Origin of the sequence: Thermodesulfobium narugense DSM 14796 (assembly GCF_000212395.1) — a bacterium.
Classification (GTDB): Bacteria; Thermodesulfobiota; Thermodesulfobiia; order Thermodesulfobiales; family Thermodesulfobiaceae; genus Thermodesulfobium; species Thermodesulfobium narugense.
Genome location: NC_015499.1, coordinates 1,609,725 through 1,623,418, shown reverse-complemented (window position 1 = coordinate 1,623,418; position 13,694 = coordinate 1,609,725). Strand labels below are relative to the sequence as shown.

14 protein-coding genes are annotated in these 13,694 nt (G+C 32.6%); 4 read left to right on the top strand and 10 right to left on the bottom strand.

The features are described from left to right. Positions 1-345: 345 nt before the first annotated feature. Positions 346-2,040 carry an L-lactate permease gene (locus tag THENA_RS08050; protein ID WP_013756907.1) on the top strand — a complete coding sequence of 565 codons (1,695 nt, stop codon included), beginning with the start codon at positions 346-348 and terminating at the stop codon, positions 2,038-2,040. 45 nt (positions 2,041-2,085) lie between these two features. Here the strand turns inward: THENA_RS08050 and THENA_RS08045 are convergent, their stop codons facing one another. The 5 genes from THENA_RS08045 to THENA_RS08025 form a co-directional block, all read right to left on the bottom strand. Then, positions 2,086-3,723, bottom strand: coding sequence for an L-lactate permease (locus THENA_RS08045; RefSeq protein WP_218914878.1), 1,638 nt, complete (start codon positions 3,721-3,723; stop codon positions 2,086-2,088). Between the two features lie 60 nt (positions 3,724-3,783). Beyond that, positions 3,784-5,040, bottom strand: coding sequence for a Y-family DNA polymerase (locus tag THENA_RS08040; RefSeq protein WP_013756905.1), 1,257 nt, complete (start codon positions 5,038-5,040; stop codon positions 3,784-3,786). Next, positions 5,021-5,317 carry a S24 family peptidase gene (locus THENA_RS08035; protein ID WP_013756904.1) on the bottom strand — a complete coding sequence of 99 codons (297 nt, stop codon included), beginning with the start codon at positions 5,315-5,317 and terminating at the stop codon, positions 5,021-5,023. The genes THENA_RS08040 and THENA_RS08035 overlap by 20 nt, the downstream gene beginning before the upstream one ends. Before the next feature lie 74 nt (positions 5,318-5,391). After that, positions 5,392-6,141, bottom strand: a complete 750-nt coding sequence (locus tag THENA_RS08030; protein WP_013756903.1) for an acyl-CoA dehydratase activase — start codon at positions 6,139-6,141, stop codon at positions 5,392-5,394. Further along, complete coding sequence (locus THENA_RS08025) at positions 6,138-7,403, bottom strand: double-cubane-cluster-containing anaerobic reductase (RefSeq protein ID WP_041438658.1); 1,266 nt, start codon at positions 7,401-7,403, stop codon at positions 6,138-6,140. Before THENA_RS08025 ends, THENA_RS08030 begins: the two co-directional genes overlap by 4 nt. A 168-nt stretch (positions 7,404-7,571) precedes the next feature. Between THENA_RS08025 and THENA_RS08020 the strand changes: the two genes are divergently transcribed. Further along, a complete protein-coding gene (locus THENA_RS08020) occupies positions 7,572-7,730 on the top strand; it encodes a bacterioferritin-associated ferredoxin (protein WP_041438009.1) in 159 nt (52 codons plus the stop codon). 45 nt (positions 7,731-7,775) lie between these two features. Here THENA_RS08020 and queC read toward each other — a convergent pair whose 3' ends face one another. After that, a complete protein-coding gene (queC, locus tag THENA_RS08015) occupies positions 7,776-8,426 on the bottom strand; it encodes a 7-cyano-7-deazaguanine synthase QueC (protein WP_013756901.1) in 651 nt (216 codons plus the stop codon). A gap of 94 nt (positions 8,427-8,520) precedes the next feature. Between queC and THENA_RS08010 the strand changes: the two genes are divergently transcribed. Together THENA_RS08010 and THENA_RS08005 are read left to right on the top strand one after the other, a co-directional pair. Next, positions 8,521-8,958: a nucleoside recognition domain-containing protein gene (locus THENA_RS08010; protein WP_013756900.1), complete on the top strand. Its 438-nt coding sequence runs from the start codon at positions 8,521-8,523 to the stop codon at positions 8,956-8,958. After that, positions 8,955-9,401, top strand: a complete 447-nt coding sequence (locus THENA_RS08005) for a hypothetical protein (protein ID WP_013756899.1) — start codon at positions 8,955-8,957, stop codon at positions 9,399-9,401. Before THENA_RS08010 ends, THENA_RS08005 begins: the two co-directional genes overlap by 4 nt. On the opposite strand, the gene THENA_RS08000 is transcribed toward THENA_RS08005, so the two are convergent. From THENA_RS08000 to phnD, 4 genes are read right to left on the bottom strand one after another with little or no spacing between them, the layout of a single operon-like run. Further along, positions 9,402-10,640: an ArsB/NhaD family transporter gene (locus THENA_RS08000; RefSeq protein WP_013756898.1), complete on the bottom strand. Its 1,239-nt coding sequence runs from the start codon at positions 10,638-10,640 to the stop codon at positions 9,402-9,404. After that, entirely contained in the window at positions 10,641-11,348 is a 708-nt protein-coding gene (locus tag THENA_RS07995; protein ID WP_407635116.1) for a response regulator, read from the bottom strand. It abuts the gene before it with no gap. Continuing rightward, positions 11,293-12,690, bottom strand: coding sequence for a HAMP domain-containing sensor histidine kinase (locus THENA_RS07990; RefSeq protein ID WP_013756896.1), 1,398 nt, complete (start codon positions 12,688-12,690; stop codon positions 11,293-11,295). The genes THENA_RS07995 and THENA_RS07990 overlap by 56 nt, the downstream gene beginning before the upstream one ends. Then, positions 12,687-13,553: a phosphate/phosphite/phosphonate ABC transporter substrate-binding protein gene (phnD, locus tag THENA_RS07985; protein ID WP_169309430.1), complete on the bottom strand. Its 867-nt coding sequence runs from the start codon at positions 13,551-13,553 to the stop codon at positions 12,687-12,689. Before phnD ends, THENA_RS07990 begins: the two co-directional genes overlap by 4 nt. Positions 13,554-13,694: the final 141 nt, after the last annotated feature.

Genomic DNA, 13,694 nt, shown 5'->3' with positions numbered 1-13,694 from the left:
CTATATCATATATTTATATGTTTGTACATTGTAATTATTTTAAGGTTTGGCTTTATTATACATTACTAAAAGCTTAGATCATGGGTATGTTATAAATTTAAAATTCTGTTGGTTCATAATATTTTATAAATATATAAATAATTTAAAATAACATTAAAGTAATATTGTATTTTCTTAATTATTTGAATTGTCAATCAATTCTTAATATTGATTAATTCTTGATTTTCTATTGTATACCACATATAATAGAATGCCAAAGGCAAATAAATGGCTTAAATATCGAAAGGGTGGTGATAGGTATTAACAAATTTTATGGTTTCAATAAAAAATATAAGGGGGTAATTTATGTTTGTACAAAATTATGATCCGTTAAACAATTTTGCATTATCTGTTTTTTGTGCTGCATTGCCTTTGATAATTTTGCTTTATTTGTTGGCACTGCATCCGGGAAAAGATTCTCAAGGAAGAAAGAAACTTGGAGTTGATGCGCGTTTTGCTACTGTGACTGCTGCAATAGTTGCTCTTTTAATTGCGATAGGCATTTATAAAATGCCAGCTACTCAGGCATTTCTTGCATGGTTTTTGGGGGCTTTAATTGGATTATATCCAATTTGCTGGATAGTAATTACAGTTCTATTTCTTTATGAAATGACTGTAATTTCTGGCTCTTTTGAAGTTATGCGCCATAGTATTATGAAGATTACTCAGGACAAGAGGGTACAGGTCTTAATAGTTGCGTTTGGTTTTGGAGCTTTTCTTGAAGGGGCTGCAGGTTTTGGAACTCCTGTTGCAGTATGTGCAGCGATATTGGTAGGAATGGGAATTGCACCTCTTGAAGCGGCTCTCTTGTGTCTATTGGGTGATACCGCTCCAGTCGCATTTGGCGGTGTAGGCATTCCTATGATTATGATGGGCCAAGTAACAGGACTTCCTGTAAATGATATTACAGCAATGGTAGGAAGAATTTTGCCATTTTTCTCTTTTTTGGTTCCGTTTTGGATTATGTTTACCTATGTAATTTTGCTTGAAAAGAAGAGCATGTCGGAGCTTTTTGAAGTTTTCCCTGCAACATTCGTCTCGGGAATATCCTTTGCTCTTACTCAATTCTTTTTGGCTCAGCACCTTGGGCCTCAATTAATAGACATCCTTGCAGGTATAGTATCTATTGTATGTCTTGCAATATTCCTTCGCTTTTGGTCTCCAAAGAACGTCTGGGTTGCTGATTGGGCTAAAGAGGCTAGTAAAGAGTATTCTGCTGGAGAAACGTTTTATGCATGGGTACCATGGCTAATTTTGGTTGTTATCATAATCATGTGGGGTACTCCTTCAATATCAAAGGCACTTGGTTCAGTGCTAGTTTTCAAATTCCCGATGGAAGGTTTAAACGGTTTAGTTACAAAGATGCCTCCTGTAGTACCAAAGCCTACAGTCTTAAAGGATGCGGTATTTGTACTACCTTTACTTAGTGCTACAGGAACGGGTATTTTGATTGCAGCTATTCTTTCAGGTTTGTGGCTGAGGCTATCTGGATCACAGTGGGGTAGCGCTTTTAACACCACCTTTAATAGGATGAAGGCTCCATTTATAGTTGTGCCATCAATTGTTGGGATAGCATTTCTTTACAAGTATGCAGGTATGGACGTTCAGCTTGCGTTGGCTTTTGCCTCTACAGGCTCAGCTTTTCCGTTTTTCTCGTCTATGTTAGGATACTTAGGAGTGTTCTTGACGGGTTCGGACACCTCTTCAAACGCACTCTTTGGCAACCTTCAAAAGATTACTGCAGAGCAATTACACATAAATCCAATTTTGTCAACTGCTCTTAATAGTGCTGGCGGTGTAATGGGCAAGATGATAAGTCCACAGTCTATTGTTGTAGCTTTGGCCGCTACGTTTTCTGACAGAAAGGTTGCGGAAGAATCCTTTGCACCACTTTTTAGATCGGCGCTTATTCATAGCTTTTTGCTTGCAATCCTGGTAGGATTGGTTGGACTGATGTATGCTTATGTATTTCCTAATTTGATACCTGTTGTAGGCAAGTAATTGATAATGCCACCTTCATTAAGATATAATGGAGGTGGCAAGTTTTTATTTTATACCAAGACTTATAAATACAGTTAAAATAATTCCTGTTAGAAATGTGAGAATTATAACTGGTAAGATGGCCTTTTTCATAAATTCTGACTCTTCCTTTCCGCTACATCCTATTGTCATAGCTGCGTTAGTAATTTTTGCTGGAGTTATGGCTGAGGCAATTCCTCCTGCAACCGCGTGTGCACCAAAAATTATCATAAAATAGCTGTCGTAACCTACACTTTTTACAGATTCATATAATATCTTTGCAAAGAACACGTTTGAAGCAGTTTCTGAACCGCCTATGAACGAACCTATTAAACCAAGATATGGTATTAATGTAGTAAATACCGTTCCTGAAAGCATTGCTATTTTTATGGCTATAATTCTGTCCATATTGAAAGATGAGTAATAAGCACCTGGTACTAACACCCCAGAACTATTTGACATTGCAGACCATGCCATTATCATGGCGATCGAAAAACATACGGAATATGCTACAAAAGGGGAAAACGATCTCTTTAGCCACAATTTTATTGTTGAAGAAAGCTGCTCATTGGTAGGTCTTAGTAAGAAAATTGATATTATCGTTGTTATCATTATCCAAAACCAGATAGAGGATAATATGTTAAGATCGACGGATTGATTTTTGTAAAGGGTGATTACCTCGTACTTTCCAGGTAAATCTGATAAAAATTTGCTCGTGCCTGGAAGGTTAGTTACCAATGCAAAAAAGAAGAGCAATATCCAAGGAGAAGTTGCTCTTAATAGCGACATATTTGGCTTTCCCTTTTCCTCAATAGGATTTTGGACATTGGTTATTCTTTGGTATATAAGTACAAAAATCATGGTTAAAAGGCCAGACAGCGTTCCTATTATTTGTACTGGAAATATCTTTGTAATAGAAAAAGTTAAGCAACTAAATCCAAGAACTAAGCCGCTCAAAAGTGCGCTAATAAAACCTCTCTTAAGAGAATTTATGCCATCTATAAAATAAAGCATTATATATGCGAATCCAACAGAAATAAATGGTAAAAAAATTGAAATATCTATAGTAAATGTATTTATAAAGTGTTCAAGATTTGTTATTCCTTGTGGCTGTATTTTGAATGCCTGCCATGCAACCTCTGATGGCACGGTTATAGGGATCGACAATAGTGCAAACGATGTGAGGGGATCATAGCAAAGAACCGATATAGCAATAGATGAAACAGGGCTAAATCCCAATGTGAGAAGAAGCGGTGGAAATAGCGCAGGAGTTACAACTCCTAAAGATGTCGCAAGAGAACCGAAGCCAAGTCCTAAAAACATCACCTGTTCTTCTTTTGTTTTGCACAAGTTCTTAAGCTTGTAAGCAATTGAATCGAGTGCTTTTGTTGCCTTCATTATAAAAATTAATAACATAGTAAAAAATACTGCCAAAGAAATGCTTAGAGATTTTAAGATGCCAAATATTGTTGCGCTCAAACAAACGTCAAATGGAGTTTTAAAAAAGACAAGTGCTAAAAGGAACGTAAAAATCCATGCTAATACTGACATTAGAAACCCTGATCTTGAAAAAATTGTCATTCCTAAAAGAATGAGTACAATTGGGCTAATAGCAAGCAAAAAGTCCATCCATCCCTCTCCTCTCTCATCTGTGAATCTTGACATAAGCTTGTATATTGTAGCATACCAAAAAAGATATTTATATCTTTGAATCGAATGTAAGAATTAAATAAGACTTATTTCGCTTGCGTTATAATTTGATGCGTGCTCCTTTTTTGCTTGCCAAAGTTTAGTTAGCCCTTCAGCGGCAAAGAATACAGCGTCTTTTTTTATTTTTTTATTTAATAAATCTATAGTTTTCATTAGATTGTGTTTTTTTTCAATTTCTAAATTTGTAAACAAATTCCCTAAACAAACGCAACTTGTTAAATCTTTTAATATTACGCCAGCTTTTTTATATTTTGTATTTTCTTTGAATATTCTATTTAGACATTTTTCGGCAGCTTGTAATATAAGAAATGTATCTCTTGTATAAAAATCAAAATTAATTTCTGCCTGATTGGCATAATATTCTTTTTTAAATGGATTAGAGGTTATAAAAACGGACAATGTTTTTGTGTATAGATTTAGACTTCTCATATTTTTAGCTGCAATTGCCGAAAAATGCGAGATACCTTCTCTTAATTCTTTATAATTATCAATATCATGTCCAAAAGACCTTGATACTATTATTTCCTTTTGGCTGGGCTTTTCTTCTTGTAAATTTATACATTTTACCCCTCTTAATTCAAATACTGTAGCTAAGCCCTTTATGCTAAGAGTTTTTTGAGCAAGTGAATTATCCATTTTTGATAGATCCATGGCGTTTGTTATTCCCATATTTCTAAGACAATTAGCTTTGCTCTTGCCGATTCCCCAGATATCTTCAACGTCAAAAGTCCTGAGGATTTCCTCTTCCCTTCCTGTTATGTCAAATATTCCATGAAGATCTTTGTTTTTTTTGGCTATTTTATTTGCAATCTTTGCCAGGGTTTTTGTTTTGCCTATGCCTATAGAGACTGGTATTCCTATAAACTGATATATCTCTTCTTTTAGTTCTTTACAAAACTCAAATCTTCTCTTTTTAAAAGTTCCCTTTAATTCTATAAAGGCTTCATCTATTGAATATGCTTCTACAAAACATATTTTGGACTTTATTATATCTATAAATCTCTTTGATATATCTTCGTATATTTCATAATTTGATGAGATAACCGCAACCTTGTTCTTTTTAAGAAAGTCTCTTATTTGGAAATACGAAACGCCCATCTTTATTCCTAATTCTTTTGCTTCGTTGGATCTTGCAATTATGCATCCATCGTTATTTGATAATACAACTACGGGTTTGTGTAATAGGGCAGGATTATATAACCTTTCACATGATACGTAAAAGTTATTACAGTCTATTAAGGCAAAAAAGCTCTCACAATTTTCTAATGACATAGGTAATTTTGCCGAATATTTCTGTTTCTGGTTTTATATCAGAAGTATCTTTTATTGTAAGACGTCCGTCCAGCAAAACAACTGATAATACGGATTTTTTCGGATTCTTTGATCTATCTACTATTATGATATCTCCATTTTTTAAGCCTAATTCTTTATAATCTCTTTTCGTTTTAAAGAAGAATGTTGAGGAAGGACTATCTATTAGTAGTTTGTTAAAATCTAGATCAAGCTTTTCGTAATTTCTTGCAGGCGATGGGAATCCAGTTCTTTGCATTTTTTCACCCCTATTGTTTATTTTTCATAATAATAAATTTTTTATGATAAAATGTCAATAGGGGTGAAAACTTTCTAATTGGTTAAAGTTAAGGCTGCCCCCAGTGCACCTGTATACCTTGATAACTCATTTTTTTTGACTTTTAAATCAAATCTTTCGAACAAAATCTCTATGTTTTCTAATTCTGAAAGACCGCCCAAGAGCAATATTTTTTCATCTATTTTATTTGTTCCAATTAGGGCTTTTGTTCTAAATATCAATGACTTCATTATTCCTGCAGAAATGTCTTCTATCTTTTCTCTAGAATGAATTAAACTTATTATTTCACTTTCTGCAAATACGGTACACATTGAGTTTATATTAGAAGGTTTTTCGGATCTAATTGCTATGTTTATAAAATCTTGAATTCCTAAATCTAAAATTTTTGCCATATTCTCAAGGTATCTACCTGTTCCGGCTGAACATCTATCATTAAGTTTAAAGTCTATAATTTTTCCCGATGCATCGAGTATTATAAACTTCGTATCCTGTCCTCCAATATCTAGTAAATGATGACAATTTGGTTCTATAAATCTTGCTCCCTTAGCGTGACAGGTTATTTCTGAGACTATCTTTGGAGATTCTGCTCTTAGTACGTTGTTTAAATTATGTCTGCCATAACCGGTAAGGCCAATTTTATCGAAGGGTGGGATAATTTCCTCTATCCTTTCAAGATTGTGTGGAGTACTGTCTAATATACCCTTTTCTAAGAGACAACTAGAACTCGCTTCATAAAGTATCCACTTTATACTTCTTGAGCCTATATCCAAACCAAGTATTTTCATAGGTTTTCTATAAATGCTTCTATTCTCGTTCTAAGTTGACCTAGATCCGAAAATGAGTAGTCTGATTCTACTGTCATCATAGGTATACTGTTTTCTTTAGCTACTTTTCTTATTCTTTCTGCTTCTACCATATAGGTAGTACAAAAGCTAAGAGATACGTAAACAATGCCATCACATTTATAATCTTTACAAAGTTTTAGTATGTCTTCCTCTCTCCCTCTATTTGGAGAAAAGCATGCACAATTTATGTTATTTATGTATCTATCTGATATATTCTTGAGTAAATCTCCCTTGCTTGATGCATTTTCTATTGAAACATTGTCCTTGAAATATCTTGTGCCCGTGCAATTTTCCTCAACTACCACATCTGCGCCGCTTGTTTCTATTACATGATGGATCTTCCAATTGGGCACAACCATTGGAGAACCTGTAACCAAGATCCTTTTTCTACCATTATTTTTAAAATTTGATAATACTTTTTCTTCACATTCTTGTGCGAGGGCATTTACCATTTTTGTATATCTTTCTATGTCATCATAAAAACCTATTTGCGTAACTAACAGGGCATCTATTCCTGATATTGGAGTAGGAGAATTTTTTCTAGTTTCATAAAGTCTATTTAGTGCACTTCTTTTTGCATTTACTTTCTGAATTGCATCTAAAAGAGAATCGAAGCTGATGGATTTACTAAATTTTTTTTCTAGAAAATTACATAAATTTTTTACTTCTTCCTGCCAAAGTTTCAGCCCTAACTCGCTTTTTTTGTTTGGCATATCCATTACATACATCTCGACCATATCGGAAAATATTTCCCATGCCTTTTTCTTACCATCACAGGTATTTTCTCCTATTAATAAATCTACTACCTGAAAGTATGGGCAAGTTCTTGAATATTTTGCTCCAATACCTGCTTTTATTAATGGGCACAGATTTTTTGGTACTATCTGTTCACCATATGGAACCCAAAAATCAGCTCCTGCACAAAGGCCTACTAGCTGTCCACATGCAGCCAAAATTATTTCTTCTGGTACGTAAATACAAAATGAACCAATAACTGGTCCTTTATTTTTGTGTTCTATTAATTCTTTTACCCTTGCTCCGTGTATATCTGCAACTACTGAATAAAAATATGAGAGGCCTTTGAGATCCTGTTCTTTATTTAGAAAACATTCTTTGAATAATTCTGGAAGTGCCCCCATTAGGGTATCGTGGGCATCTAAATCTATACCAAGCGATTTGTACATTTTGGTGTTGTCCATAATATTTCTCCTTTTTCTAATTTTAGGTATTGTGATACGTAAACTACGTATCTGTTTAAAATTTTGTTTCAAAATCATCTGATTAACATGGACAACACCTCCTTTATTTATTTATAATTATATTTTTTATATTATAATAAACATAATTATACTTTAGAAAAGTGGTGTATTATGAGTCAGGTTATTTGTTATTGCTTTGGTTTTACTGATGAAGAGATTAAAGAAGATGTGTTAAAGAACAACGGCACTTCCAAGATCCAACAGTTTATAGTAAATAAAAAGAAAGATGGTAAGTGTGCGTGCCATTTGAACAATCCCAAGGGTACCTGATGTCTGGCTGATGTCCACCGTGTAGTGGAGGAGTCAAGAAAGGAGTTAAATAAAGACTAAAGGGTCTTTCACATTGTTTAATTCAAATGCCTCAAGCCTTTCTGTACATGAACCGCATTTTAGACAGGGTTTTTCCTCTCCTTTATAGCATGTCCATGTCATTTCATAGGGGACTTTCAATTCCAGGCCTATTTTTACAATTTCGTATTTTTTGAGATCTAAAAAAGGTGCAAGTATGCCTATTTCACTATAGTCTGAAACCTTTGCAACATCTTTCATCTTGTTTATAAAAACAGGGCGACAGTCTGGATATATTGCATGGTCTCCTGCATGGACTCCTATTGATACTGCATCAAAGTTTGAGGATATTGCGTAAGAAATTGCGATTGATAGAAAAATCATATTTCTGTTTGGAACTACTGTAGATTTCATATTTGTATCATTATAGTGGCCTTCAGGTATATCCATGTCACTAGTTAGAGAACTCTTTCCAAATATATCTTTTAGAGCGCTTAGATCAATTAATTTATTTTCTATATTTAGCTTTCTGGCAATATTTTTTGAACATTCAAGCTCCTTTTTATGCTTTTGGCCGTAGAAAAAGCTTATTGTCTTGACTTTATGGCCTTGGTTTAATAGATAATACAAGAGAGTTGTGGAATCTAATCCTCCTGAAAAAATATGTACTATGTTCATTTTTCTCCTCAATTTTAATTTAATGTGTATATAAAAATATTATATATGTTTAAGAATTTGTAAAGAACCATTTAGAGTTTCGTTTGATATAATTATGAGCATGAATAAAGGCTATCTTTTAGAAGGTGTAAAGGTTGGTTTCAACAGAGGACTAATTACAACTTTTAATCTTGCAAAAATAGTTGTTCCTGTTTTTTTTGTGGTAACAATTCTTAAGGCTACTCCTGTTATGTATTATTTAGATGTTTCGTTCTCACCTTTTATGAAATATTTTGGGCTTCCAGGAGAAGCTTCACTTGTTTTGATTACAGGCTATCTTTTAAACATATATTCTGCAGTTGGTGTAATAATGGGTTTGAACCTTAATCCGAGAGAGATTACTATACTTGCAACGATGGTCTTGATTGCTCACAGTCTTATTCTTGAAGGGGTTATTTGTTCAAGAATAGGTGTTAATCCCTTTTTCATAACTATCTTTAGGATTTCAACCTCTTTTATTGTAGGTTTTTGTCTTAATGTGATGCTAAGATGACAGGAATATTAAAAGAAGCTGTTTTTGGATCGCTTGGAACTGTTTTTACCATAGCTATGATTGTTATACCTCTTATGATTTTTATTGAAGTCTTTAAGAGGAGCCCGTTTTGGAACAATTTTTGTGACATTATCTCAAAGATTATTAAATATCTTGGTTTTTCTAAAAATTCTGCAATCCCTTTGACAGCTGGAATAATTTTTGGACTCATATATGGTGCAGGAACTATGATGGATGAGGTAAAGAAAGGGCTTATAAGCCCAAAGGAGATAGTCTTAATAAATATTTTTTTGGTTCTATCTCATGCAATGATTGAAGATACAGCTATATTTGTTGCTATTGGGGCAAACTTTGAAATTATATTTTTTGGAAGAATAATTATTACAATTTTGTTAGTTATATTGTTCGGCAAAATTTTGGACGTCTTTAGAAAACTTGCTTGATTATTTTAAAACGAGTAAGCTTAGAATCATTAACAAAAGTGTGGTGGGGAAACCTATCTTTAGATAATCTAGAAATTTTATTTCAATTTTGTTCTTTCTTGCAATTTCAGATACTATTATATTTGCTATTGAGCCTGTGAGAGTTAAATTTCCTGCTAACGTGGATATAATAGCTAAAATTGTCCATCCATAATTAGCGTTTTCGTTTGGTATAAAGTAATGAAGCATCATCACTGTTGGCACGTTTCCGATGATATTTGATAAAGTTGCTGTTAAAAAGGCAAAAAGATAGGCATTGTCAAATATTTTAAATCCTAAATTGTTTATAACTATATTTATTGCACCGCTTTTTTCTACAGCACCTATTACTATAAAGAGTCCAATAAAGGTAAGCAAAAGACTGTAATCTACCTCCTTAATAAGTTTTTCTGATTTTATTCTTCTGGTTAACATTAAAAAAGCAACGCCAAGGCTAGAAATTACAACTTGATTGAGGTTTAACAAGAAACCTAATACTACAAAAAGCAAGATTGAAATACTTTTGTAAATTAGATATTTGTGAAAAGCAAACTTTTTATACTTTATTTCCAAAGTTTCTTTTGGTAGTCTGTCTTTATATAGAAAGTGCAGTGATATTGATATTAAAAAGAGACCAATTATACTTATTAAGCACGTGTGAGAAAAATATTGAAGGAATGAAATTTTTGAGAGATTTGCAATCATTATATTTTGAGGATTTCCGATCAAAGAACATGCACTGCCTATATTGGACGCAAGCGCTACTCCTATCAAAAATGGTATAGGGTATGTTTTGGTTCTGTTACATATTATTACAACTATAGGAGTGAACAACAAACAGACAATGTCGTTAATTATAATCATAGAAAGAAATCCTGTAATAAAAATAGTCAGGTATAATAGAGCAATTCTATTTTTTGCGTTTGAGATAAGAAATGAGCCAGCCATTGGAAAAAAGCCTGCTATTTTTAAGCTTCCTGATAGAATCATCATATTGAATAGTAATACTATTGTTCGTATATCTACAGCATTTACTGCTTGATCGAAATTTAAAATTCTAAAGATTATAACAAAACAAGAACCAATAATTGCACTCGAAGCTCTGTTTATCCTAAAATATGGGGATTTTCCGACTGAAAGGACAGATAGCAAAAATAAAAGAATCAATAAAGAAATAAGAGTTTTTGTTTCGAATAAAATTATCTGTTCTATTAAATGCATTTAACTTGTTGTTTCTTCTTGATTTGAGAGATCTATTTTTTCCTCTTCTTTTAAAAGGCCCTCTTTGATCGCGTATTTTACAAGGTCAGATTTTTTTTGAGCGTTTATCTTTTCTGAAATCCTAAGCTTGTACGTTTCTATGGTTTTAACTGAAAGGTTGAGTTTTTTTGCCATTTCTTTATTCCCATATCCTAATGCAGTATATCTTAAGACTTGACTTTCTCTAGTGCTAAGCTTCGTTTTCTTGTCTTTATTTAACATTCCCCTAAGAACTGTCTTAGCAAGACATGAGGGGATGTATACGTCTTCTGCTTTAGATACAGTTTTGAGTGCTTCAATTAGTTCTTCGTATGCTAATCTTTTTGGTATAAATCCATTTGCGCCCATTTTTAGTGCCTTAACAATCAATGTCTCATCTTCGAACATGCTTAATATAAGAATCTTAGTATTTGAAGACCATTTTTTTATTGAGTCTATTAAATCTAATCCACTTATATCTGGCAAAGAGATATCTAATAGAACAATATCTGGTTTTATTTTTTTTATCTTATCAATAGCTTCAGCCCCATTTGACGCCTCTTCTACTACGTTAAATTCTTCCTGATGCTCTTGGATCAGTGCTTTTAAACCTGCTCTTAATATAGCGTGATCGTCAACCAATATCATCGTTTTTGGGCTTTGGGAGGGAGATTTTGACAATTGTACCACCTCCTTTTGTAGAACTTATAAAGAATTCTCCTCCGTAAGTCTTCGTTCTCTCTTTCATATCAACTATTCCTAAGCGGTTTGACTTTTTACTTAGCGTTTCATCCACGTCAAATCCTTCTCCATCGTCTTTCACTTCTATTTCAATTTTATCGTTTATTTCTTTTATTGAAACGAAAGCGTTATTTGCGCCTGAGTGTTTAACAATATTTGATATTGCCTCCTGTATTATTCTATAGATATTAATCGACCAAGTCCAGTCCAACTTTTCTTCACTTATTGAGAAGTCAAAGTTAGTTTTCAAGTTGTGTCTTTTTTCAGTTTCATTAAAAAATGATTCTAAGCTTGATTTTAAACCTAATTTTTCTAATTGAGGAGGTCTAAGGTTATTAGCAATATTTCTAAGCTCTTCTATAGTTGCTTCTATTAGTTTTTGTATATTTTCTAAATCCAATTTTTCTTTTTGATCTAACTTTGACTGGAATATTTTTAACATTATATTTATGGATGCGAGATTTTGCATAACAGAATCGTGAATTTCCATTGAAAGTCTTTTCCTTTCCTTTTCAAGGGTTTCCATAGTCCTTTTCAAGAGTTCTCTTTTAATCTCTTCGTCCTTTAGTTTTGTAATTAGTTGTATTTCTTCTTTCGAAGATCTTTCTAATGCTTTAAGCATATGTTTAAATGATATGAATAATTCTCTTACTTCATCATTGGTTTTAATAATAGGTTCTAAAACTTTATTACCAAGTGCTATGTTTTTAGCATACAATGTTAATTTTTTTAAGTTAGCGGTTATTGTGTTTGTAAGTTTGTAGAGTAGAAGAGATGCTAATAAATTAATAAAGAAACTCAGAAAAAGAATTTTTTCCATAATTTCTTGTATTCTTTGTCCTACTTCCCTTTCTGTAACGCCAATGTGAATATATCCTAGAGATCCGTCTGCAATTGGATATTTGACATCGATGAATTTGCCCATTTCAGAAGAAAATACTGCTACATTGGACTCTGTCTTACTGATTTGTAAAAGATAAAGTTCTTTTGGAAAGCCATTACTAAAAGTGCTGCTGAGTACTTCGTTTTGATTACTTAGTATGTCTATATAACCTACTTCAGAATTGTTTTCTTTGTATTGGGTAAGAATTTGATGGGTTAAGTAAACGTTGTTAGATAATAGCGGTTCTATAATGCTATCTGAAAGGATTGACGCCATATTACTAGTTCTTAATATTAATCTGTCTTCGAGATTTTGAGTCAAAACAAACTTTATTTCAAGAGCTATTCCTAAAGTTATTATAAATATTGAAAAGATGTTGATGATTAAAATTTTTGTTTTTAAGCTCATTGTTCAAGTTTTTTGAGTATTATTTTTATAGGCAAATACAGAGTTGGTTGGGGTTGTGAAAAACTATCATATCCGAGAGTTTTAAGAATTTTTTGACCTTCTGGATCATTTGACATGTTTATTAGAGCATCTTTAACTCTTTTTTCGATTATGGGATTTATGTTTTTTCTAGCTACTATTGGAGGATTGCCAATTCTTATTGGGGATTGCCAGACAATGTGTAAATTTTTTGCTTTTTCAGGATTTTCTTTTACATATGTTCTAAAAAATTTGCTATTTAAAGCTGCCGCATCAACTATATCGTCCAAGAGAGCCCGAATAGAATCTGAACTATTAAATGTGAAAATGTGATCTGAAAAGTAGTTTATATCGAGATTGTTTTCTTTTAGATAATACAGAGGTATAAGATATCCTGAAAACGATGCAATGTCAGTAAATGCTATTGATTTTCCTCTCAAATCTTCAAACGTTTTTATGTTTTCTTTATTTGAAACTATAACGGATGAAAAGGTTAAGTCATTATTTATTACAGGTATTGCTAAAATGTCCATTTGATCCTCATCAAGCACATAGGCACTTGCAGTTATTATCCCGATATCAACTGCTTTAGAATTGAATAAATCTTTTATTTCAAAGTTGGTTCTTTTTTGAATTAACACTGATTGAAGTCCAGTTTTTTTTGAAATATATTGAAGCAATGGTTGGTAGATATATATTGTTTCCTTTGGATTAAGGGTGGATGAAACTACCACCCTTAAAAGATTGGTTTTGTTTTGTTCTAGATAACTATTTGAAAGTTTTTCGCTAAAGTTTATATATGAAGTTGGTTGAAGGCTAAAATCTGTTTTTATAACGATTAACAAAAAAATTAAAGATATTAATGTTAAACTAGCTATTAATATGGTATATGGATTTTTTATTACATATCTCAAAATTAAAATCTTATATTTTTTAAAGGTAGTAATACCCCCACTTTTTTTAATAATTTTAACACAAAGGGGGTA

What these genes read in the sequence shown, in the direction of transcription:
- THENA_RS08050 (WP_013756907.1), top strand. Translation starts at nt 346, where the DNA reads ATGTTTGTACAAAATTATGATCCGTTAAACAATTTTGCATTATCTGTT.
- THENA_RS08045 (WP_218914878.1), bottom strand. Translation starts at nt 3,723, where the DNA reads ATGTCAAGATTCACAGATGAGAGAGGAGAGGGATGGATGGACTTTTTG.
- THENA_RS08040 (WP_013756905.1), bottom strand. Translation starts at nt 5,040, where the DNA reads ATGTCATTAGAAAATTGTGAGAGCTTTTTTGCCTTAATAGACTGTAAT.
- THENA_RS08035 (WP_013756904.1), bottom strand. Translation starts at nt 5,317, where the DNA reads ATGCAAAGAACTGGATTCCCATCGCCTGCAAGAAATTACGAAAAGCTT.
- THENA_RS08030 (WP_013756903.1), bottom strand. Translation starts at nt 6,141, where the DNA reads ATGAAAATACTTGGTTTGGATATAGGCTCAAGAAGTATAAAGTGGATA.
- THENA_RS08020 (WP_041438009.1), top strand. Translation starts at nt 7,572, where the DNA reads ATGAGTCAGGTTATTTGTTATTGCTTTGGTTTTACTGATGAAGAGATT.
- queC (WP_013756901.1), bottom strand. Translation starts at nt 8,426, where the DNA reads ATGAACATAGTACATATTTTTTCAGGAGGATTAGATTCCACAACTCTC.
- THENA_RS08010 (WP_013756900.1), top strand. Translation starts at nt 8,521, where the DNA reads ATGAGCATGAATAAAGGCTATCTTTTAGAAGGTGTAAAGGTTGGTTTC.
- THENA_RS08005 (WP_013756899.1), top strand. Translation starts at nt 8,955, where the DNA reads ATGACAGGAATATTAAAAGAAGCTGTTTTTGGATCGCTTGGAACTGTT.
- THENA_RS08000 (WP_013756898.1), bottom strand. Translation starts at nt 10,640, where the DNA reads ATGCATTTAATAGAACAGATAATTTTATTCGAAACAAAAACTCTTATT.
- THENA_RS07990 (WP_013756896.1), bottom strand. Translation starts at nt 12,690, where the DNA reads ATGAGCTTAAAAACAAAAATTTTAATCATCAACATCTTTTCAATATTT.